The following is a 21,900-nucleotide window of genomic DNA, read 5'->3' as shown; positions in this document are numbered from 1 at the left end:
GAATAAAAAACTGCGCCGACAACCTTCTGACCAGTCAAATGTCACTGGGCACCAACACCTATTGAACCCAGTTGCTGTTAGTTACGCGCTGAGAGGATTCGAGATCAAAAAAGTCCTGCACACTGGCAGGACTTTTTTGGCGGGCATTGTGAGCTATCAGCTCAAATTCAGGCTCATGGGCTCAGGGTGCTCAGCATTAGGCAGTAAGCCTTGCTCAGCTTTTTCTTGTCCAAAGCCTTTTAAGCCAACGACATGCACATGCTCTCGATCTTTAAAGATTTTTCGCACTAGTTTGTACGTTGTGCCCTTCTCAGGCGAGATATTCTCTGGTGCAGCAATCAATAACTGCATATCCAAACGGTCACATAACTCGAAGAGTGTTGAGATAGATTTAGCATCCAAACGCGCGGCCTCATCAAGGAACAACAAGCGACATGGAATAATATCTTTGCCACGAAGTCGACGAGACTCCTCTTCCCAACTCTGCACAACCATCAGCAAGATGGACTGGCCAGTACCGATCGCTTCACCTGTCGATAGCGCGCCAGATTCCGCTTGCAACCAACCATCACTGCCGCGATTCACTTCCACGCCAAGTTCAAGGTAATTACGATAATCCAGCAACTCCTCACCCAATGTCTGTGGTGAACGCTGACCAACATCAATATGCGGGTTCAAACGTTGGAAGAGTTTCGCCATCGCTTCAGAGAAGGTCAAACGCGGATTCCCAAACAAGTCTTGATGTTGCTCTTGCTGTTCAGCCAAACCAGCTAATAGCATCTCGTGAGTTTCTCGCACTTTTACTGTCAGACGAACCCCATTCACTTGACCGAAAGTGATGTTTTGCAATCCTTGGTTCAGCATCCGAATGCGGTTCTGTTCACGTTGGATAGTCTTGCGAATGATATTAGCGACCGATTCAGAACTGATCGCCAATCGATGTTCTCGCTGAGTCAGCTCTTCTGTGAGGCGTGCCAACTCCACTTCCATCTCTTCGATAGCTTCGACAGGATCATCTGTTCGAATGATATCGTGACGAATACGATCACGCAGATGTTGATAAACAGCGATGTAGAAGTAGACCTTTCGTTCTGGACGTGAAGCATCTTCAGACTGACGCAAACTATCACGTAACTCTTCGTTGTCAGCGACAGCAAGACGCAACGCACCAAGCGCCTTATCCGACAACGAACGCAGTTCATCTGCACTCATGTAAGCCATTTCGCGTCGCTGCAAGCGGCGTTCTACGTCATTTTCTCTGGCGAGACGCATCACGCTGCCCCAGCCCGCTTTGGCATTCACCACAAACTTACGCAGCTCTTGATACTCTTTGTTGAGTTTACGGAGCCGTTTAAGCACACCTTTTTGTTCAAGCTCGATAGAGATAATCCCTTTCTCCAGCTCAGAGCAACGTGTTCGGCTTTGCTGCAAGCGCATTTGCAAGTTATCACGCCGCTCACGTGCGCGATCTTCTGCATCCGTATCAGCATGTACACCCAGTTCCTGCAGCTCACGCACAAACTCTTGCACCGTTTCCTGTTTTGCTTGATGCGCACTCTTCAACGACGCCAATAATTGGTTATATTGGCTGTTTTGTCCCTGCAACTGCTTAAGTTGATCACGGCAACGGGTACGTGTTAACTCGGCGGTCGTCAGCTTGCGCTTCAACTCTTCATTCAGCTCACCACTTTTCGACAAGAGCTGCACAGCATCAGCATAAGCAAAATGCGCTTTACGCTCTTGGAGATCTTCAACGGCAAACAAGGTCGACTTCAGCGCCTGTAAGGCACTGTCTTGCGCCTCATATTCGGCTTTCAACTGCTCAAACTGCTCTGGGTCAGCATCAAGTGCGTTTAGGCGTTGCTCAAGCTGGGTCAGGTTGCGCCCATGCTGCTGGACAAATTGAGAGGCTTCCGTCAATCGCACTAGCTGTTGCTCCAGCTCTTCAAGCTGTGCACTCAAGGTTTCATCTGCAAGTGAATCGATAGAAGAAACGAGACTGTTTAGCTGAGAAACTGCTTCTCGAGCGAGCTGTAATTGCTGCCGTTGCTGAGACTCGCTTTCTGCAAAACCCGATAGCTCTCGATTTAGCTGATTCTGCTTGCCACGCGCAGTAGCCAACGCTTGCTCAGGATCCGCGTCAAACGCAACCGCGAGATGAGTACCCACAAAACGGTTGAAGCTTTGGTAAAGACGTTGCAGTTTTTGCGAATCAAAGGAAGCTTTGGCGTGATCTTCAATCAAGGCTTCTCGCTGTGCTCGCAAATCTTCTAAACGTTTTTCTCGCGCAGCGCGTCCAAACAGCGGTACTTCTGGGAAACGCGAGTAACGCATTTGACGATCATTAAGGTGAACGCAGACTGCCCCTTCCATCTCCTGAGCATCAAAGACACTGTCATCAAAGGCATCAATATCACCTTCAATGATATAGAGATCTTCGGGACAATCTTCGATAGCCACCAACTTCTCTTTGATACCCTTAAGATCCGCAACCACAATCGCATGACGAGCAGGGCCATACATAGCACTGAAGTAAGGCGCATCGTCAATGGTAATGTCATCGTAGATTTCAGACAGTAACACACCACCTAAAGAGTCAGCCAAGCTGCGCAAGCGATGATCATCACTGCCACCCGGTTGCGCGAGCAGTTCAATTTGACGCTCTAAGCGCTGCTTTTCTGTATTAAGGTGGTCTCGACGAGAAGAAACTTCCCGCTCTTGATCTAAGGTGGTTTGCATCGCTGCCATGACAGCTTCGCTATCAGCAAGCGTTTGTTCACACTGGGATGCTAACTGTTGCAGCGCATCATTTGCTGCAATCCAAGCTGGCGCGCGAGCGGTCAGTTGTTGAATTTCAGCCTCAACCGTTTGCAACCCTTGCTTCACCTGACTGCGCTTTTCCGCTGCGCTATCTAAAGATTCGGTTAAGGATTCAATGGTCAACTGTTGTGTTTCTAGCGCTTGCTCGACGTCCGTTTGGTTGGTTAAGCACTCCCTATGACGTTGCTGATAAACATCAACTTTTTGTTGCGTTTGGCGCTGCGTTTCAACCTGACGACTTAGCTCTGCATGTTGACGTTTTAGCATCTCTGACTGATCGCTAATTCGCTGCATTTCGCGACCTTTCACCACGAGTTCACGCGCAATCGCTCCCGCTTTACTACGCTCAACGTCACCTGCGATAGATTTAACTAATGCTAGTCCTTGCTCAAACTGGTTTTGTGCTGCTTGCGCAAGATCCAACTTGTGCTTGTTGCTCAGTAGTGCAGAGGTGAGCGCAGATTCACGCTGCTTTAACTCATTGGCTAATGTTGGTGCATCTTCTGCCTGCAAGCTGGCATCATCTCTCAGTTGGCGCACTTTTTCTAAAGCTTGCGCTGCCTGTTGGTATTGCAGTGCACGGGTCTGCTGTACGTCGAGTGCTTGTTGATAGTCCGCCAGTTGAGACTTGAGGCTATCGACCTCTTCCTCGCTGAACATTGCCGCTTCTTCTGCGGCTGCCAGTTGCTCACTCGCTTCTTCAACGACCATCATCTGCTCTTCGAGGCGCTCGCTCAGCTCAATGAGATCTTCGTTATAGCGTTCAATTTTCTCTTGCTGACGAACCGCAGTTTGAACCAGTTGCAAGTGATCAGAAGCGGCTTGATAGTCAACCTCAAGATGCGATTCGCCCTCTTTTAACTGCGTCAGCTCGCTCTGCATCTCGTTTAACTGAGTCAACTGCGTCGACATACTGGTTTGTAGATGCTGCAGTTCAGCACGCTGCTTTAACGTCGTTTCAACTTTTGTGCGGCGATCGTTTGCGTGACGCATGTAGTCAGCGGCAACATAGGTGGTTGCTTCGCTAATCAAGTGCTTAAACAGATCACGATCATTTTGCGTGACTTTAATCGCTTCTAGCGTCATACGGTTTTCACGCAATGCCGCTTCCATATCTTGGAACGCTTTTTTCACGCCGCCGTTTTGCGGTAACAAATAGTCTCGTAGTGATTTTGTAATCGCACTGGAGATACCCCCATACAACGATGCTTCAATCAGGCGGTAGAACTTCGAACGATCGGAAGTGTTACGCAGCTTTTTCGGTAAAACACCGAAATCAAACATAAAGGAGTGAAACTCGGTGACCGAGTTAAAAGCTTTAAACTGTACTGTTTCGTGCTCAGACACGAATGCTTTCACTTCATTTAACTGACGAACCCGCGCTTGCGTTTTCGAAACCGTCTCAACCAACACTTCCGTTGGGTTCACCCCAGAAGGTAAGCCTTGAATAATGAATGGCTTGATATCAACTTTCTTATCACGACCCGCGACTTGTTGTAGCTTTACACCAAACAGTACACGCTGATTTTTCGAGTTAATCACATCCAGTGCTGAGTAACAGACACCCGGCTTGAGTTTACCGTGCAGACCTTTATCGCGAGACGCATTTGAGCTCCCCGCCTCTGTGGTATTACGAAAGTGCAACAGTGACTGATCTGGGATCAACGTGGTGATAAACGCCGCCATCGTGGTCGATTTACCCGCACCATTGCCACCAGACAGGGTGGTGACAAGATCGTCGATATCAAAGGTTCGGGCAAAAAAGCCGTTCCAGTTGATCATGGTTAGGGATTGGTACTTACCGCGTTCCATTACAGCTCACCTTCTTCTACTGTTTCTTCTTCTTCGCCATTGAGCAGGCTACCTTGTGTAGGAGCCTGTTGGTGAACAACGGCTTCACCATCTCGGATGAGTCGCAACTGCGCTTCTCGAATATCATCACTGGTCCGTACATCTGCACCAAAGCGGAAGACGGCTTCACTTATCCTAAATTTGCCTTCTTCACCTATGGTTAAAATCATCCCTAGGCGACGTAGACGGCGTAGCGAAGTTCGCACTTTTTCTTGTAGCTTTTCGCGATCTAAATCTGAACCAGACGCGCGATTCGTCACCAACTTGAGCAATTTTTGCTCGTCAGCCAGTGCGATCAACTCTTCAAACAACTCTTGATAAGTGAAAATACCTTCGTGCGCTAGACGCTCTGGGCTGAGGTAAAGGAAACAAAGTACTTTCCCCACCAGCATGTCGAGCTCAGACAACACACTGCGGCTGATCAAGGAAGTTGAACGAGGGCGCAAGTAAAAAAAGTTTTCTGGCGCTCGCACTAATTCCGCATTATAGCGTTGATAAAACTGCGCCAGTTCCAGCTCAAACTCAAGCAGATAGGCATGATTATCTAAATCGTCAGAGCCAATGTGACGGCCTGTCCGTAGGAGGTTATCTAGGGCAGGAAAGAGAGGGTTCGCAATCGCTTTTGCCAACTTCTCGGGCATAAATTCTTCAATATTTGTCAATGACATTAGCCTGTACCTTTGCTCCAAAGTCGTTGATTGCTTGCCAGTCGGGTTGAATAGCGTTGAAATCGGCTTCTGAATAGCCAAGACGCACAGCCTGATCTATCACAAGTCGTGCCAAGTCGAAGTGTTGGCTACCTGGATGCTCTGAAAGATAGCGTTTCAACACAATACCCAGATCAATGGGCTCGCCCGTTTCTTTGTGGGTTTGTAAGCGTTCACCAATTTGCTCTGCCAAAGCGTCAGTCACTTGAGTCAGTTCCTCAAACTCCATGGCTTCAGGCACCACGCCGGTGACTTCATCGTCTCGCAGTACCATCGCTTCATCACGCATATCGAGGAGACGATCAGCACTGGCAATCGTCAGGTGCCAAGGCGAATCAAAGTAGTCTTTCACCGATTGGCGTAAGCGTTGGCTAAAGGCGCGGTTCTTATCCATATCGATCGCCGTTCGGATGAACTTGTGAACGTGGCGGTCATAGCCAATCCAAAGATCGATCGACTGTTGCCCCCAATTCACGATGCGATCGAGCTTAGATTGCAGGTTATAAACCATCTCAGTGACAAAGCTCAGCGCCTCAACATGGTGCGTCTGCTCCAAAATGTCGAGCAATTGACTTTGCAACTCGTCACCCGCCGCTTGCAAGGTGTCTTGCAGCTCTTGCAACGTGTTTGATGTTTCGTTCAGCAACTGCTCACAGTTCGCAATCGCCGCCTGCCAGTCTTGGTTTAGCAGCTCTGCAATATTGGTTTTCACCTGCTGTTGCTGCTCGTCCATGGTGCGCTGGTTAAGGTCAATACGATCAAAAATCTCAGCGACCGAGTACTTCAATACGGCATACACGTTTTTGCGCCAATATGCTTCATCACCTTGTAGCATCGCCGCTTGTTTTGCTTTATCTATCTCGTCTGCCACCATGGCCAACTGAATAGAGAGCTTTAAGGACGAATACTCTTTATGACGGGCATAGTAGTCCGCAATGCCTACGGCCAGAGGCGAGAGTCGATAAATACTCACGCCATCCGTCACATCACTGGTAAAACGGGTAATAAGACGTTGCTTGACTAACTCATTGATAGCGTTATTCGCGCGGGTTGTTAGCGTCTCTTTATGTTGCTCAAACTGGTCGCTGACAATGCGGAAGGCGTCTATGAGTTCGCCTTCGTGTAGTTCTTCATCAATACGTTCTTGGCTCAAGATGGCGATGGCCAACAAAAACGCAAGTCGTTCAACCGGGAGCTGTATGCTGAGATCCTGCTGTTTAACCCAGCTGACCAGCTCAGGCACGGTCTGGGACGGCTCACTCATCCAATTTCCTTGTTACTTCAAAATCTGTGCCGGGCACTGTTTTTGGCCCCACACATGTATATATCTTCCCAAAGAGACAAATGGCTCCTCACGACAGAGCTTCTGCTCCATCGCAATCAATTGCGCATCTGAATAGTCACCGAGGTGTTGTGTTTGCATGTAATCATGAAACGTCCTAACCCCAGTTTTCCCTTTTATCGTGACGGCTTCCTGTTCTAAATGGGCGTAAACCTCAGCAGGTACTAGCCCTTGTTGCGGTTGTAGCTTAAATCGTTTCCTATGAGGCATACCTTGTTCAATATGCGTCAAATTACCACAAATTAAATTCTTAAAAAGCAATCCGGTCTGATTATAGAACATCACGGAAGCATAACCATCAGGCCGTAAGCAGGCCAATACTTGGCTTAATCCGTCTAATGGTGCTTTAAGCCACTCCATCACTGCGTGAAAAAGTACGACATCAACTTGATCATCGAGTTCGCTTGCCAGTGCTTGAACACCACAATGAAGGAACTGATACTGCGCTAACAAGCCTTCTCGCTCAACCTCTTCACGGGCAAGTTTGAGCATTTCTTGTGATAAATCGCACAAAATCACATTGTGGCCCAACCTCGCAAGCTGTCTTGATAGCTGTCCAAGGCCACCTCCGGCATCGAGAATGGTCAGGGTTTTGTCTGGAATTTCAGCCAGCATGGCTTCAATATCTTGCCAGACAACGGCTTGACGAATGTCCCCTTTTGCTGAGCCATAGATACTGGCAGCAAATTTGTGGGCTAGGTCGTCGAAATTGCGGTCTTCTTTCACGTTAAGCATTCGATGGTGTAACATTGATGGATTCGCTTATTTTCTCATAAGCTCTCAAGGAATAAAGCACTGAGGTACGCTTTCGCTGCTCAAGTGCTGCTTTTTCGGACGACATTGATGTTTGAATTGAAAAAAATTATCGCGGCGCTCATCATGCCGATGCCCGCTTTACTGATTATCGGCTTTTCTGGGCTACTCTGTTTGTGGTTTTCCCGTCACAAACGTGTCGGTTCAACATTGGCTTCCATCTGTATCATCGGTCTATTTCTGCTCAGCTTTCAGCCCATCTCGAGTCGACTACTGATGCCAATCGAACGCCAACATACTGCATTCATACCAGGGACCGACCAACCCATTAACTACGTATTAGTCTTAGGCCATGGACATGTGGTTGATGATGACCTATCACCTACGGCATCGCTTTCTCGAGCAGCACTCATGCGTTTGACAGAGGGTATTCGAATTCTTCGTCATTACCCCAACGCAACGTTAATTCTATCGGGATACAGTGGCGGGACAGAGATCAGCCACGCGCGTATGCTAGCGAAAGTCGCCATTGCGCTCGGTGTTTCCAAGAACCGCATCGTATTGCTTGAAACCGCCCAAGATACCTGGGAAGAAGCTCGCCAATCGGCGGTTGTTGTCGGCGATAATCCTTTTGTCGTTGTCACATCTGCAAGCCATATGCCCCGTGCGCTAAACGAGTTTCGACAGATGGGCCTTGAGCCCTTAGCAGCCCCAACTAACTACCTCGCAAATCAAGACATTCAACAATTCTGGCACTACACACCACAAGCAAACTACCTAGAGCAAAGCGAACGGTTCTGGTATGAAACCTTAGGCCAATACTGGCAATCATTGCGTGATAAAGTGATTGATATTGAAGACCCGGAGCCGCAACAAACGAGTTTGTAGCATCGGGCGCAACACAACGAAAAAGGGGAGGCTCGCGCCTCCCCTTACTTCTTTCAATTAGTGCATTACGAAACTTGCTGACGCAAACTCTCTTTATAACTGTCTTCTAGTAACGTCCAGTGCTTATTATTGACAGCACCTGCGAACATCCAAAGTAGCTTGATTTCTGCTTCTCCTTGGCACGCTTGAACGCGTTTGTAGACTTCAACGGGTCCCATATCCATAAAGGTTGCAACGTCAGGCACACCTGCTTTCTTCAATATACGCTCCAATGTCAAACGCATATTCGGAAGGTCTCGCAACCTTACATTTTTGCCGGCTTGTTTTGCATCTTTCTCTTTTCGCGCCTGTTGCAATGTTTGTGTGACCAGTTCTCGGCATGTTTCTGGCTGAGAGTCCATCAGCATCGTGATATTGTAGTAGTTAACTTCTGCAGTACTGCTGCGTTTTACGTGGATATACTTCTCACAACCTAGACCTACGTAGCGATCATTTAGCACTTCACCACCGCGCATATACAGAGCATCATCCGTCATGATCGCAAACATCGCGCCTTTATCAAACAACCCTGTTCCTCCGAACATAGAGCGCTGATCAAAGTCACCAAAACTTTCTAGGTATTGCAAAAAATCTTCCTTGAGTACTTGCATGTAGCCTCCATAACAAAGAAATACCTCGAGCCAAATTGTTAACACACTCTAAAGTTTTAATTAATGTGTGTCATGACCTACAGTTTGATTGCAACATCGGTCATATGCAACGTCGTACAAATGGATATGAGATTTAAGACATATTGCGCAAACCAAAATAACTTTGAATGTGACAGTTTTAACCCAACATGACATAGCTCCCAGAATTCACTCGAATTGACAAAAACATCAACTAAGCTTTAAGGATATGAATGTTTATCCTTCAACAACTCACCTCTTACCTGGAGGGCATGCTTCACTGACAGTACCACGTGATCATTCGCGTGATACATTGCCCGCTATTGCTCAAAAAAACGATGTTTTCGTTCTTTGTATGAAAGACAAAGACATGAGTGAGGTAACGACCTTAGCAGCCATTGGTACTGTTGTGAGAATTGCCGATAAAGTGCAACACAGTAATGAAGGTATAAGTCTAGATGTCGAGGGCTGCTACAAAGTTGAGTTGCTTGATCTCACTCGCACAAACGACAATCTGCTATTTGCAGAAATTCGTAGAGCCGCTAACTGGGCGCCTTGCCCTATCTCTCCTTCTTCCGGCATATTGGCGAGCAAGCTTGAAGACTTTCTACTTTCAGTTCCAGAAATCGGCCAACACTATCCCGCGCCTGACTTCAGCGATGCAACTTGGGTAGTACAAAGATGGATAGAGATTTTACCTCTTGATACAGTTCATAAACGAATGCTGATCAGTCAACCAACTTCTGAACTGGCGCAACGCTTTCTTTCTAAGCTGTTGCTGTCAGAAAATTGGATTTAGGTACAAAAATTGACAGATGACTAACTAATTGAGCAGTATCACTTGCAAAACAGGCGTATACTGGACAGAATTTCGTACTGCTTTCAGACTTTTAAAGATTTCACATGAGTCATTTAGCTTTGATGTGGCACACGCCAGAGCATCAACAAATACTGCAAGAAATAGATGGTGAGTTTCAAGCACTCGTCAATACCGCTATTGAGGAGGGCAGGCTGTCTTTGCCTCCCATTCCGGAAGTGGTCATCCGTATTCATAAGATCTGTCAGGCCGACGACAGTACTATCCGAGATATTGCCAATGCACTTGTTGATGATCCTAGCTTAACGGCTTATGTGATTCGCGCGGCAAACTCGGTGATTTTCAGCCCGCGCAATGTCACTTGCCACGACTTAATTACGGCGGTTTCTCGCTTGGGGATGTACCGTGTACGAGATATTGTCACAGCGCAAGCCATTGAAGAATTGAAACGCTCCGCTACTTTCAGCCAAGAGTGTAATCGGCTTCTTGAAGAGAGCGCGCATCAATCTCGATTACTGGCTGGTGCAACAACATTGGTATGTAATGGCGTCCTCAAACACAGTGAACACAAGCTACTTTTAGAGCCTGAAAAAGCATTACTTGCCTGCCTACTTTCTGATATCGGTCTATTTTCACTCATCAAAGAGTACGAGTATTACTTAGAGAAAGGTAACTACCTTGACTTCAACATTGCTAAACAAGTCTTTGCGCAAGGTTGTAATGAAGCAAGCACCCAAATACTGAAGCATTGGGGGTTCGACGAAGATTATCTCGAAGTCGCGGGTAATGACTATTACACGCCAAAAAGTGGCGAAGAAACCCGTTATGTTGATTTGGCACGGATGGCGAATCACCTGTTGTTGTTTAGAAATCAAGATGACGCCTATTACGATTCTGAGATAGAGCTAGATCTTGCGGGTGCGGAAACCATGTATGAACTGAGCAACCTCTCTGATAGCGAGTTTAGTCATTTAGTACAAGAAATTATCCAGAACAGCGGCTTATGAGCTGCTGCTAACTGCCCCAAACAACCAGCAAGTGACAGATTTTTCATTATTGTATGGTCTAAACGCGCTGGTTGGATCGCTTGTCATCTTCCTCTCCTCTTAAGATTCCTCCCTATTGCGCCAGCTCCGCTTTCTGATGCAAACTTACTCAGCGTAGTAATGATTCTCACCATTCTCTCTTTGATGAAGCTATTATACTTTTTTATTTAGTCCACTAGATCTTTTAAGCAGTGCCTCGATGGCAAACCTAGAAACTTTCGCTGAACAAGCACCTTGAGGTGGCTTAAGTATAGTGGCAGGTGCTTCCCTTCGGCGCGTTTTTAGACTTAGCTACTTTAGGTAGGCGTTAACGTTTTACAGACTCATCATTCAAACGCTTGCGATGGCATCCTGGTTTGGTAGACGTAAGTAGTGAAACCCACAACGCAAAAAGGGAAGCCAATGGCTTCCCTTAGATATCAACACAGATTTGTTACGCGTTTTGACCGCGTAGCCACTCATCCATATCTGATTTCAGGTTGTCAGATTTTGTACCGAAGATAGCTTGAACACCACCACCCGCGACAACAACACCTGCAGCACCCAGCTTCTTCAGCTTGTCTTGATCTACCTCTTCTACGCTCGCAACCGCAACACGTAGACGGGTAATACATGCATCTAAACCAGTGATGTTACCCGCACCGCCAAAGGCAGCAACAAGTTCACCCGCCATTTCTGAGCCTGATACTTCAGCGACAGCATCGTCTGAGTCATCTTCACGACCTGGCGTTTTTAAATCAAGCTTAGTGATCGCTAAGCGGAACACGCTGTAGTAAATCGCTGCGTAAGCAAGACCCATAATCGGGAACAGAATGGTCTTCTGTGAGTTACCCATAAGGACAACAAAGTCGATGAAACCGTGTGAGAACGACGTACCGTGTACCATACCAAGCATGTTGGTCATGACGAAGGCACTACCCGCTAATACCGCGTGAATCGCATATAGTACAGGTGCAACGAATAGGAATGCGAACTCAATTGGTTCAGTAATACCTGTTAGGAAAGACGTTAGCGCAGCAGAAATCATGATGCCACCCACTTTGGCACGATTCTCAGGCTTCGCTGAGTGCCAGATTGCAATCGCGGCCGCTGGAAGACCAAACATCTTAAACATGTAACCACCCGCTAGTTGACCGAAGCCATTACCAGCAGCACGCGTTACTTCATCGGCTTCTAGGTAGCAGGTTAAAACGCCGTTACGTAGTTCGCCAGCAGCATTCAGACACTCACCCGCTTCAAAGAAGAAAGGCACGTTCCAGATGTGGTGTAAACCGAATGGGATAAGAGAACGCTCGATAACACCGTAAATACCGAAAGCAACGGTTGGGTTTTGGTTCGCTGCCCAGTCTGAGAACGTAGAGATCCCGCTACCAATTGGAGGCCAAATAACTGAAAGTACAAGACCCGCACCGATGGCGGCGAAACCTGTCACAATAGGAACAAAACGCTTGCCCGCAAAGAAACCTAGATAATCAGGGAGCTGGATACGGAAGAAACGATTAAATGCCCAACCAGCAATAGCACCGACTATAATGCCGCCAAGCACACCAGTATCGATGCCCTCGACGCCAACGACTGTTGCCATCACAGAAAGGGTCGCGGTCATAATGCCGTAGCCAACAATCGCAGCAAGACCGGCTACACCGTCGTTATTGGTAAAGCCTAGTGCAACGCCAACAGCAAAAAGTAGCGGCATTTGACCAAATACGGAACCACCCGCTTGCTCCATAATGCTAGACAGTACATCTGGCATCCAAGAGAAGTTAGCGGCACCAACACCCAACAGAATACCGGCTATTGGCAATACTGATACTGGTAGCATCAGCGCCTTACCGACTTTCTGCATATTCGCAAAAAGGTTCTTAAACATAATGTGCTCCTGAGATAGTTATATTTTTGCTTTTGCAAGCTATCCAGTACCCGCGGTTACCCCCCGTAACCTATTGATGCAGATACCTCGATTTCCATTCCTACACTTTGTGGCTTGAAATCGCCTCAAACTATACCTTGAAGGAAAGCAATTTCGTCACGTTACAAAATTGATCTCTCAAAAAACTCTAAGCCAGTCACAAAACCCTGATTAATTACACGCAGTAAAATAATTAAAACCATTGAATATTAAGACAAAAAGTGCAAATTAGACCCACTTCAAACTTCAAAACATAAAAAACCTAAAAGCATAATGTTAATTTCTTTAACATTGGTAATTAGCCTATTTATTAATTTTACGACATAAAATTAATAGGTAAGTTTGAACATTGTAGTAAGTGTAAGCTGACATTTTAGTTACAGATGTAAAAAAAGAGGCTAAATGCCTCTTTTTTGCCTTACGTGATGCCGGAACTTAATTTCTTTCGATAAATAAGCGAAAGAAATTTTCTGTTGTGACTTTGGCTACTTCATCGCCACTCACGCCCTTGAGTAAACCTATATAATCGGCAACTTCTTTGACATAAGCAGGTTGGTTCTGCTTTCCACGATAGGGAATAGGAGCAAGATACGGTGAATCTGTTTCAACCAGTAATCGCTCAAGTGGCAACTGACTCACGACATGCTTTAACTCGGAAGCCTTGTTGAAAGTGACAATACCGGAAATGGAGATATAGAAACCAAGCTCAATCGCGGCTTCTGCCATTTCGAGGCTCTCGGTAAAACAATGCAACACTCCGCCTACTTTTTCAGCTCCTTCTTCTCGCAAGATGGCTAGCGTATCTTCACGCGCCATTCGCGTATGCACAATGAGTGGCTTGTTAAGTTCTACCGCTAAGCGGACATGTTGACGAAAGGCATCTTGCTGCGCTTGAGCCAACTCGGGCTGATAATGATAATCTAGGCCTGTCTCACCGATAGCTACAACACGCGGATCCGCGGCCATGGCTTTCAGCGTGTCGTAGTCAAATCCACTTTCAATATCGAGTGGATGGACGCCACATGACGCAAACACATTGTTAAATGGCGCGATCATTTCCATCATTGCAGGAAAAGCCGCCATGCTCACTCCCACAGAAAGAAAATGCGTCACCCCGCGTGCTTCCGCTTTCGCAATCACATCGGCGACATCTGTATGTAGGTTCTCGTAATCTAACTTATCGAGGTGGCAATGCGAATCAACTAACACGCATCTCTCCTTGTTGCATAAAGTGGCTCAACCATTCTGCTATCAGCACTTCTTGGTTAAGCCCGGTAAAATCGACAAACTGCTGCTGCAGTTCTTGTAGCCTTTGTAGCTGTGACCATAACAGTTCAGTATGACAAGCATTGGCCACTTGCGTCACAACCGCGTGTGATTCTTGATATGTGCAAAGGGAAAAACAACACCCTTGCTGCACTTTGACTGCATCAAGCAAAAGAGCTTGCACCCAGTACAACGCGTCAAAATCACTCTTTATCATCGCATCGATGCACGACTGCATACCAATGTAGGGTGGATTGACAAACTGTGCGAATGAGCCAATCACGTCGTGGGTTGCTTGCAGCTCTCCAGCCTCAGCTATCGTAAACAACGTCAATGGCGACTGGATATAGAGCCGCTTTAGATCGTCGGAAACACTAAAGGTTTGTGCACTTAGCCACGTTGATATTTCCGCAATAGTAATTTCACGCTGCCGCCACTGACTACAGCGGCTAAGAATAGTGGGTAGCACCGTGTCGGCGCGATCCGCGGTAAGCAAATAGAAACACCCTGATGGTGGTTCCTCTAGCGTCTTAAGAAGCGCATTGGCTGCGGCCTCGCCTAATGCATCAGCGTGCCGGATCTCAATCACTCTCGCCCCCCCGAGTTGTGAGGTTTCCATTGCCCAGCGGTTAGCTTGTCGAATCGCGTCAACACTGATTTTCTTTCCTGCTTCCAGTGGGGCAATCGTATGATAGTCTGGGTGGGTTCCCGCCGCCTTTAATTGGCAACCATGGCAAACCCCACACCCTTCATCGACACCATTTTGACACAATAGCGCTGTCGCCAATGCACGCGTAAGTTGATGTCGACCACTCCCTTGTGGCGCGATCAACAGCACCGCATGATGCAGTCTCTGCTGACGAATCAAATCTCGCCACTGCGACCACAGTTCACTGTGCCAGGGGTAAAGCTCGCTCATTGCGATACTAACCATTCGCTTAGCGCCGCTTCAATCGCATCACCCACCTCACTCACGGTTTGAGATGCATCGATCGTCACGATGCTTTCGTTATTCGCTGCAATTGCTTGATAACGCTCACGGGTGCGTTCAAAGAAAGAGAGATCCATCTGCTCAATGCGATCGAGCTCGCCACGATGACGTGCTCTTGCCAACCCCAACGCCGGATCAATATCCATATAGAGGGTAAAGTCAGGACTAAAACTGCCTAGCGTGGTCTGCTTAATATTGCTCATCAACGCAGCATCAAAACCGCGCCCGCCGCCTTGATAGGCTTGTGATGACATATCATGGCGATCACCAATCACCCACTGGCCTTTTGCCAACGCAGGCTTAATCACATTCTCAACCAACTGCACACGCGCCGCATAAAGAAGCAACAATTCTGCCATGTCAGTGAGCGGTTCATCTGGGTGGCCTTCTTTGACCAAAGCACGCATTTTCTCAGCCAATGGGGTGCCACCCGGCTCTCGGGTCATGACCGTCTCGATATTGTGTTTTGCCAACACCGCTTGTACGCGAGTTATGGCGGTGCTTTTCCCCGCCCCCTCAAGCCCTTCAATTACAATAAACTTACCAGTCATACTTCTTTACTTCTGCGATCGTTCCCATTCGCGATAGACGCGAACAGCTCGGTTATGTTGCTTTAATGTGGTTGAAAATGTGTGGCCGCCTTTGGTATCCGCCACAAAATAGTAGTAGTTACTCACTTCTGGGTTCACCGCCGCCAGTACAGACGCTTGGCTAGGCATCGCAATGGGAGTTGGTGGTAAGCCATCAATTGTATAGGTATTGTACGCCGTCGGCGTTCGAAGTGCAGATCGGGTAATCACACCAGTGTAAGCATCGCCCATACCATAGATGACTGTCGGATCCGTTTGCAACCGCATGCCACGTTTAAGACGATTGTTAAACACAGATGACACTAGACCACGTTCGGACGCAAGTGCGGTCTCTTTCTCAATGATCGAGGCCATAATCAACACTTCATACGGTGACTTTAGCATCAAGGCATCGCTCTTTTGAGACCACGCCTTATCGAGTAACTCGTCCATCGCATCATAGGCACGTTTCAAGATGGTTAAATCTGAATCACCTTGCGTGAAGTAATAGGTCTCTGGCAGTAATAAGCCTTCAAGTTTGTCACCTTCATGCCCCAACTTTTTCGCAATGTCAGCTTCGCTCAACCCTTCTGTCTCGACAAGAAGATCGTCCCTACCTTGAAGCTGCACCAACCAATCAACAAAGCGATCACCTTCAACCAAGGTAATAGAGAACTGATGCTCCCGACCCGAGATAAAATGCTGCAGTGCGGTTTCAACAGTCATATCGGGCGTAACAAGAAAAGTGCCTGCTTTAACCGCAGTCAAGTCGGGACGAAGTACCCGTGCATATTGACGCCAAGGATTGCTTTCAACCCAACCGTTAGCCTCAAGTTGGCGGAAAATAGAGTTAATGTTGCTTCCCGGTCGAATCGTAAGATGGGTAGGCTCTTCAAGCGTCAACGGTGCAAGCACGCTGCGCTTCACTTCTTCCATCGCCCAAAAACCTGCTCCTGCAGCAATCGCTAGCAGGAGTGCTGCAATACTTAAAAAACGTTTCATTTCTTCCCTATTATTGAATTCACTGAAATAACTGTGGTGCAATACGGCAATAGAGAGCTCCTTTTGGATAAACTCTGTTTTCAATCGCGGTTACTGGCACAGCGCCCATGAGGCTATTGCATATGAACAAGGATTCCGCCTCTTCAAGCAAGCTCGATATTGAAGTGTCAACTATCGACACCGACACACCTTGTTCGTTTGCCTTGGCGATCACGACATCGCGCATCACACCAGCGACACCGCTGCGCCCCACATTTGGTGTGAAAAGCTGCTCACTTTTTTCCCAAAAAAGATTCGCTAGGCCAGTTTCAATCACATGGCCGTCAGTATTCGTAACAAGTGCATCTTGCCAACCGTTGGCATCAATTTCGCGACGAATTACTACCTGCTCCAAACGATTTAGGTGCTTCATACCGGCCAACATGGGGCTCACACCCAAAGGTTGTTGGCAAATACCTAGTTGAATTCCACTACGACGTAGTTTCTCGTAATTTGAGGGCATAGGCGCTGACGTTATCACCACATTTGGCTCAAAGTCGTGATCTTGATGATAGGTCGCATAACCTCTTCCCCCTTGCCCGCGGGTAATCACGACTTTAATCACACCTTCGTTAGCAAAGTCTCTTGCTAGCGCCGTGAGCACTGCCGAAATTTCGTTCCAATCAGGGGTTTTAATCGCCAGTCGCTGCAAAGAGTCTTCAAATCGACGCAAGTGCTCTGTCCAATGACACACTTTACCAAACTTCACTGCAATCGTTGAAAAACAACCATCCCCATACTGAAAACCGCGGTCTGTTATCGATATCGTGGCTTCCTGGCCTATTCGAATTTGCGTTGGCATTTTTCACCCATAAAAAAACGGCCTGATAACAATCAGGCCGTCGATAATAGCAAATTTAATTTAGATTTTCTTAAATAGCAGTGAGCCATTTGTACCACCGAATCCAAATGAGTTACAAAGTGCGTACTCAAGATTCGCTTGGCGAGCTTCGCCTGGCACATAATCTAAATCACAACCCTCATCAGGGTTATCTAGGTTGATCGTTGGTGGGACCGCCTGATCAACTAACGTCATTGCAGTAATGATGGCTTCAACTGAGCCCGCAGCACCCAGCAAGTGACCCGTCATCGACTTGGTTGATGAGACCATCACATTATCCGCCGCTGCACCTAGTGCACGACGAATACCCAAGGTTTCAGCAACGTCGCCGGCGGGTGTCGATGTACCGTGAGCATTCACATAGCCCACTTTTTCAGCATCAATACCTGCATCGCGAATAGCGGCTTCCATCGCTAATGCACCACCCGAACCATCAACGCTCGGCGAAGTCATGTGATAAGCGTCACCACTCATGCCGAAACCAACAAGTTCACAGTAGATTTTCGCACCACGCGCTTTAGCGTGCTCGTAATCTTCAAGAACCATCATACCGGCACCATCACCAAGTACGAAACCATCACGATCTTTATCCCACGGACGCGAAGCACCTTGAGGATCATCGTTACGTGTAGATAGCGCTTTTGCTGCTGCAAAACCACCCATACCTAGAGGCGTAGATGCTTTTTCAGCACCACCAGCTAGCATGACATCTGCATCACCATACGCAATCATACGAGCCGCATGACCAATGTTGTGCAGACCTGTCGTACAGGCTGTAGAAATCGCGATATTTGGACCTCGTAGACCGTGCATGATAGACAGGTGACCAGCAATCATATTCACGATAGTAGAAGGAACAAAGAATGGGCTGATTTTACGCGGACCTTTTTCAAGCAGCGCTTGATGGTTCGATTCAATCAATCCAAGACCGCCAATGCCTGAACCAATCGCAACACCTACACGTGGTGCATTCTCTTCAGTCACTTCGATACCCGAGTCTTTTAGCGCTTGAATACCTGCTGCGACACCGTATTGGATGAACAAGTCCATCTTTCGGGCATCTTTCTTTGACATGTATTCTTCACAGTTAAAGTCGTTGACCATACCTGCAAAGCGAGTCGCAAAGCTGCTTGCATCAAAATGTTCGATAGTGCTGATACCACTTGTACCTGCCAATAATGCCTTCCAAGAAGACTCTACTGAGTTGCCGACCGGCGACAGCATACCCATGCCAGTAACTACGACACGACGCTTAGACACGATTTATTACTCCGGGATAGAAAAAAGATGTGATGTTAATAAGAAATCAGGCGGTCATGGTGACCGCCTGGAGGTGTTCTAAATTACTCAGAAGCGCTTACAACGTAGTCGATAGCAGCTTGAACTGTTGTAATTTTTTCAGCTTCTTCGTCAGGAATCTCAGTGTCGAATTCTTCCTCAAGAGCCATTACTAGTTCAACTGTATCTAGTGAGTCAGCGCCTAGATCATCAACGAAAGATGCTTCGTTCTTCACTTCCGCTTCGTCTACGCCTAGTTGTTCAACGATGATTTTTTTTACGCGTTCTTCGATGTTGCTCATACTATTCTATTTCCTTAAAAGAATTCGCTAACTGCGATGTTTCGAGTAGTTTATTCAATACTATAAAAGTTGCAACACCCTTCATGCTGGTCAAACCACGATTTAGGGTAAAAACACGACAAGTTTGACCAAACTCAAGCGTTATTGCAACATTTTGGTTAAATCATGTACATGCCGCCATTGACGTGCAATGTCTCGCCAGTGATGTATCCAGCGTCATTTGACGCCAAAAACGCAACCGCTGCCGCAATTTCACGCGGATCACCAAAACGGTCCGCTGGAATGTTTGCAGACATTGCAGCACGCTGGTCTTCTGACAACGCTTTAGTCATATCAGTTTCAATAAAACCAGGGGCAACTGCGTTAACTGTGATGCCGCGCGAAGCCACTTCACGCGCCATTGATTTAGTGAAACCAACTAGGCCAGCTTTTGCTGCTGCATAGTTAGTTTGACCACCGTTACCCATCGCACCAACGACAGAGCCGATACTAATGATACGACCGTGACGCTTTTTCATCATAGGACGAAGTACTGCTTTTGACAGGCGGAAAATCGATGTCAGGTTAGTATCGATGATGTCTTGCCACTCGTCATCTTTCATACGCATCAGCAGATTATCACGGGTGATACCTGCATTGTTTACAAGAATATCAATCTCGCCAAACTGTGCTTTGATGGTTTTCAGCGTTTCCTCGATCGATTCTGGCGACGTCACGTTAAGTGCCAAGCCGGTGCCATTATCACCTAAGTACTCACTGATTGCTGCAGCACCGTTTTCACTTGTCGCTGTACCTACTACTGTCGCGCCACGCTCCACAAGCAGCTCAGCAATTGCACGACCAATACCACGACTTGCACCTGTTACTAGTGCAACTTTTCCTTCAAGGCTCATTCCTATCCCCTGTAGATTACTTCGCAGATTCTAGGCTGGTTACGTCATTTACCGCAGAACCACCTAGCGCCTTATTAATTCGTTTTGTTAGGCCCGTCAGAACTTTACCTGGACCCACTTCTAATAGTTTCTCTACACCCTCTTCCGCCATACGCTCGACGGATTCCGTCCAACGCACAGGGCTATATAGCTGCTTAACTAAAGCCGCTTTAATCGCTTCAGGTGTGGTTTCTGTCGCAACATCTGCGTTGTTAATCACTGGGATTTCTGGCGCTGAGAAAGTCAACGCCGCTAACGCGTCAGCAAGCTTATCTGCAGCTGGCTTCATCAGTTCACAGTGTGAAGGCACTGATACCGGTAATGGCAATGCACGTTTAGCACCTGCTTCTTTACATAGTGCGCCCGCACGCTCTACTGCCGCTTTGTTACCCGCAATCACAACTTGGCCCGGAGAGTTAAAGTTAACTGGCGAAACCACTTCACCTTGCGCTGCCTCTTCACAAGCTTTTGCGATAGCGTCATTGTCTAGACCGATAATCGCAGACATTGCACCAACACCTGCTGGTACCGCTTCTTGCATCAGTTGACCACGTAGTTCTACCAGCTTGACCGCATCTTTAAATGCGATAACACCCGCACACACGAGCGCTGAGTACTCACCAAGACTATGTCCAGCCAACACAGCAGGTTGCTGACCACCTTCTTGCTGCCACACACGCCAAATTGCCACCGATGCCGACAACAAAGCTGGTTGAGTGCGGAACGTCTGATTTAAGTCTTCCACTGGGCCATTTTGAACAAGTGCCCAAAGGTCATAACCTAGCACTTCTGACGCTTCAGCGAACGTCTCTGTCACGACTGAGTATTTCTCTGCTAACTCAGCCAACATGCCCACAGCTTGTGAGCCTTGACCCGGAAAAACAATTGCAAACTTAGACATATCTCTTCCTTCTTTAGAATTTCACCAGGGCAGAGGCCCAGGTAAAGCCACCACCAAACGCTTCCAGTAACAGCAGTTGACCACGTTGAATTCGGCCATCACGTACTGCTTCGTCTAGGGCGGTCGGCACAGTTGCCGCTGACGTATTGCCGTAGCGATCTAAGTTCATCACAACTTGATCCATCGACATCGACAATTTACGCGCAGTCGCATTAATAATTCGATAATTCGCTTGATGCGGTACAAGCCAGTCTAACGCGGCTTTCTCCAAGCCATTCGCTTCAAGCGTTTCCGTCACCACATTTGCTAGCTGAGTAACGGCAACTTTAAAGACTTCGTTGCCGGCCATATGGAGCCAAGCTTCACTTTCAACAGGTGTATATTCTCGCTTTGGATATTCGAGACTCAGCAAGTCTCCAAATCGGCCGTCCGCATGCATATGCGTTGATAAAATACCCGGCTCTTCACTTGCACCAATCACGACTGCGCCTGCGCCATCACCAAACAAAATGATCGTAGACCGATCTTGAGGATCACAAGTCGCCGCTAATTTGTCGGAACCGATCACCAGTGCATTTTTTGCCATCCCAGATTTAACATATTGGTCTGCAATACTTAGGGCGTAGCAAAAACCTGAACAGGCCGCCGCAATATCAAACGCGGGTGCACCGTGAATATCTAACATACCTTGTACTTGACAGGCTGCAGATGGAAAAGCATGTGTGCCGCTGGTTGTCGCAACAATGATTAAATCAATCTCTTCTTTAGAGATTCCTGCCATATCTATGGCGTTGAGCGCGGCTTGATGTCCCATATAAGCAACGGTTTCTTCTTCCGTTGCAATGCGACGCTCGCGAATACCTGTACGAGTTACGATCCACTCGTCGCTCGTTTCAACCATTTTTTCAAGATCCGCATTGCTACGAACCTGCGCAGGCAGATAGCTACCTGTACCTAGAATCTTGCTATACATAAAGA

At 47.4% G+C, this 21,900-nt stretch carries 19 protein-coding genes; 3 read left to right on the top strand and 16 right to left on the bottom strand.

The features are described from left to right. Positions 1–156: 156 nt before the first annotated feature. The 4 genes from mukB to cmoM are packed head-to-tail and all read right to left on the bottom strand — an operon-like array spanning position 157 to position 7,470. Complete coding sequence (gene mukB, locus TSUB_RS05515; RefSeq protein WP_087018794.1) at positions 157–4,632, bottom strand: chromosome partition protein MukB; 4,476 nt, start codon at positions 4,630–4,632, stop codon at positions 157–159. After that, the gene (mukE, locus tag TSUB_RS05510; protein ID WP_192867831.1) at positions 4,632–5,339 is read right to left on the bottom strand and encodes a chromosome partition protein MukE; all 708 of its coding nucleotides are present in this window, start codon (positions 5,337–5,339) and stop codon (positions 4,632–4,634) included. The genes mukB and mukE overlap by 1 nt, the downstream gene beginning before the upstream one ends. Next, the gene (mukF, locus tag TSUB_RS05505; protein WP_087018798.1) at positions 5,320–6,642 is read right to left on the bottom strand and encodes a chromosome partition protein MukF; all 1,323 of its coding nucleotides are present in this window, start codon (positions 6,640–6,642) and stop codon (positions 5,320–5,322) included. The genes mukE and mukF overlap by 20 nt, the downstream gene beginning before the upstream one ends. Before the next feature lie 12 nt (positions 6,643–6,654). After that, positions 6,655–7,470 (bottom strand): tRNA uridine 5-oxyacetic acid(34) methyltransferase CmoM, encoded by an 816-nt coding sequence (cmoM, locus tag TSUB_RS05500; RefSeq protein WP_107924976.1) that lies wholly within the window; start codon positions 7,468–7,470, stop codon positions 6,655–6,657. 93 nt (positions 7,471–7,563) lie between these two features. On the opposite strand from cmoM, the gene elyC reads away from it, so the two are divergent. Beyond that, positions 7,564–8,361, top strand: a complete 798-nt coding sequence (gene elyC / locus TSUB_RS05495; protein ID WP_087018800.1) for an envelope biogenesis factor ElyC — start codon at positions 7,564–7,566, stop codon at positions 8,359–8,361. Between the two features lie 65 nt (positions 8,362–8,426). Here the strand turns inward: elyC and TSUB_RS05490 are convergent, their stop codons facing one another. Next, positions 8,427–9,011 (bottom strand): TfoX/Sxy family DNA transformation protein, encoded by a 585-nt coding sequence (locus TSUB_RS05490; protein ID WP_087018802.1) that lies wholly within the window; start codon positions 9,009–9,011, stop codon positions 8,427–8,429. 247 nt (positions 9,012–9,258) lie between these two features. Between TSUB_RS05490 and TSUB_RS05485 the strand changes: the two genes are divergently transcribed. Both TSUB_RS05485 and TSUB_RS05480 read left to right on the top strand, forming a co-directional pair. Next, complete coding sequence (locus TSUB_RS05485) at positions 9,259–9,828, top strand: LON peptidase substrate-binding domain-containing protein (protein WP_087018803.1); 570 nt, start codon at positions 9,259–9,261, stop codon at positions 9,826–9,828. A 104-nt stretch (positions 9,829–9,932) separates the two neighbouring features. Next, entirely contained in the window at positions 9,933–10,853 is a 921-nt protein-coding gene (locus TSUB_RS05480) for an HDOD domain-containing protein (RefSeq protein WP_087018805.1), read from the top strand. A 472-nt stretch (positions 10,854–11,325) separates the two neighbouring features. Here the strand turns inward: TSUB_RS05480 and ptsG are convergent, their stop codons facing one another. The 11 genes from ptsG to TSUB_RS05425 form a co-directional block, all read right to left on the bottom strand. Next, a complete protein-coding gene (gene ptsG, locus TSUB_RS05475) occupies positions 11,326–12,762 on the bottom strand; it encodes a PTS glucose transporter subunit IIBC (RefSeq protein WP_087018807.1) in 1,437 nt (478 codons plus the stop codon). 474 nt (positions 12,763–13,236) lie between these two features. Continuing rightward, a complete protein-coding gene (locus tag TSUB_RS05470) occupies positions 13,237–14,010 on the bottom strand; it encodes a TatD family hydrolase (protein ID WP_087018172.1) in 774 nt (257 codons plus the stop codon). Further along, positions 14,000–15,001, bottom strand: coding sequence for a DNA polymerase III subunit delta' C-terminal domain-containing protein (locus tag TSUB_RS05465; protein WP_087018170.1), 1,002 nt, complete (start codon positions 14,999–15,001; stop codon positions 14,000–14,002). Before TSUB_RS05465 ends, TSUB_RS05470 begins: the two co-directional genes overlap by 11 nt. Beyond that, positions 14,983–15,609 (bottom strand): dTMP kinase, encoded by a 627-nt coding sequence (tmk, locus tag TSUB_RS05460; protein WP_087018168.1) that lies wholly within the window; start codon positions 15,607–15,609, stop codon positions 14,983–14,985. Before tmk ends, TSUB_RS05465 begins: the two co-directional genes overlap by 19 nt. A gap of 6 nt (positions 15,610–15,615) precedes the next feature. Next, positions 15,616–16,629 (bottom strand): endolytic transglycosylase MltG, encoded by a 1,014-nt coding sequence (gene mltG, locus TSUB_RS05455; RefSeq protein WP_087018166.1) that lies wholly within the window; start codon positions 16,627–16,629, stop codon positions 15,616–15,618. A 19-nt stretch (positions 16,630–16,648) separates the two neighbouring features. Further along, a complete protein-coding gene (pabC, locus tag TSUB_RS05450; RefSeq protein ID WP_087018163.1) occupies positions 16,649–17,470 on the bottom strand; it encodes an aminodeoxychorismate lyase in 822 nt (273 codons plus the stop codon). Positions 17,471–17,530: 60 nt separating this feature from the next. Continuing rightward, a complete protein-coding gene (fabF, locus tag TSUB_RS05445; protein ID WP_087018161.1) occupies positions 17,531–18,769 on the bottom strand; it encodes a beta-ketoacyl-ACP synthase II in 1,239 nt (412 codons plus the stop codon). 83 nt (positions 18,770–18,852) lie between these two features. Further along, the gene (gene acpP / locus TSUB_RS05440) at positions 18,853–19,089 is read right to left on the bottom strand and encodes an acyl carrier protein (RefSeq protein WP_002541727.1); all 237 of its coding nucleotides are present in this window, start codon (positions 19,087–19,089) and stop codon (positions 18,853–18,855) included. A 158-nt stretch (positions 19,090–19,247) separates the two neighbouring features. Further along, positions 19,248–19,982: a 3-oxoacyl-ACP reductase FabG gene (fabG, locus tag TSUB_RS05435; protein WP_087018159.1), complete on the bottom strand. Its 735-nt coding sequence runs from the start codon at positions 19,980–19,982 to the stop codon at positions 19,248–19,250. A gap of 16 nt (positions 19,983–19,998) precedes the next feature. Further along, the gene (fabD, locus tag TSUB_RS05430; RefSeq protein WP_087018157.1) at positions 19,999–20,922 is read right to left on the bottom strand and encodes an ACP S-malonyltransferase; all 924 of its coding nucleotides are present in this window, start codon (positions 20,920–20,922) and stop codon (positions 19,999–20,001) included. 13 nt (positions 20,923–20,935) lie between these two features. Further along, positions 20,936–21,895 (bottom strand): beta-ketoacyl-ACP synthase III, encoded by a 960-nt coding sequence (locus TSUB_RS05425; protein WP_087018155.1) that lies wholly within the window; start codon positions 21,893–21,895, stop codon positions 20,936–20,938. Positions 21,896–21,900: the final 5 nt, after the last annotated feature.

This window comes from Thaumasiovibrio subtropicus, from assembly GCF_019703835.1.
Taxonomy (GTDB): domain Bacteria; phylum Pseudomonadota; class Gammaproteobacteria; order Enterobacterales; family Vibrionaceae; genus Thaumasiovibrio; species Thaumasiovibrio subtropicus.
This window is presented reverse-complemented; position numbering and strand designations above follow the sequence as displayed.

What these genes read in the sequence shown, in the direction of transcription:
- mukB (WP_087018794.1), bottom strand. Translation starts at nt 4,632, where the DNA reads ATGGAACGCGGTAAGTACCAATCCCTAACCATGATCAACTGGAACGGC.
- mukE (WP_192867831.1), bottom strand. Translation starts at nt 5,339, where the DNA reads ATGTCATTGACAAATATTGAAGAATTTATGCCCGAGAAGTTGGCAAAA.
- mukF (WP_087018798.1), bottom strand. Translation starts at nt 6,642, where the DNA reads ATGAGTGAGCCGTCCCAGACCGTGCCTGAGCTGGTCAGCTGGGTTAAA.
- cmoM (WP_107924976.1), bottom strand. Translation starts at nt 7,470, where the DNA reads ATGTTACACCATCGAATGCTTAACGTGAAAGAAGACCGCAATTTCGAC.
- elyC (WP_087018800.1), top strand. Translation starts at nt 7,564, where the DNA reads ATGTTTGAATTGAAAAAAATTATCGCGGCGCTCATCATGCCGATGCCC.
- TSUB_RS05490 (WP_087018802.1), bottom strand. Translation starts at nt 9,011, where the DNA reads ATGCAAGTACTCAAGGAAGATTTTTTGCAATACCTAGAAAGTTTTGGT.
- TSUB_RS05485 (WP_087018803.1), top strand. Translation starts at nt 9,259, where the DNA reads ATGAATGTTTATCCTTCAACAACTCACCTCTTACCTGGAGGGCATGCT.
- TSUB_RS05480 (WP_087018805.1), top strand. Translation starts at nt 9,933, where the DNA reads ATGAGTCATTTAGCTTTGATGTGGCACACGCCAGAGCATCAACAAATA.
- ptsG (WP_087018807.1), bottom strand. Translation starts at nt 12,762, where the DNA reads ATGTTTAAGAACCTTTTTGCGAATATGCAGAAAGTCGGTAAGGCGCTG.
- TSUB_RS05465 (WP_087018170.1), bottom strand. Translation starts at nt 15,001, where the DNA reads ATGGTTAGTATCGCAATGAGCGAGCTTTACCCCTGGCACAGTGAACTG.
- tmk (WP_087018168.1), bottom strand. Translation starts at nt 15,609, where the DNA reads ATGACTGGTAAGTTTATTGTAATTGAAGGGCTTGAGGGGGCGGGGAAA.
- mltG (WP_087018166.1), bottom strand. Translation starts at nt 16,629, where the DNA reads ATGAAACGTTTTTTAAGTATTGCAGCACTCCTGCTAGCGATTGCTGCA.
- pabC (WP_087018163.1), bottom strand. Translation starts at nt 17,470, where the DNA reads ATGCCAACGCAAATTCGAATAGGCCAGGAAGCCACGATATCGATAACA.
- acpP (WP_002541727.1), bottom strand. Translation starts at nt 19,089, where the DNA reads ATGAGCAACATCGAAGAACGCGTAAAAAAAATCATCGTTGAACAACTA.
- fabG (WP_087018159.1), bottom strand. Translation starts at nt 19,982, where the DNA reads ATGAGCCTTGAAGGAAAAGTTGCACTAGTAACAGGTGCAAGTCGTGGT.
- fabD (WP_087018157.1), bottom strand. Translation starts at nt 20,922, where the DNA reads ATGTCTAAGTTTGCAATTGTTTTTCCGGGTCAAGGCTCACAAGCTGTG.
- TSUB_RS05425 (WP_087018155.1), bottom strand. Translation starts at nt 21,895, where the DNA reads ATGTATAGCAAGATTCTAGGTACAGGTAGCTATCTGCCTGCGCAGGTT.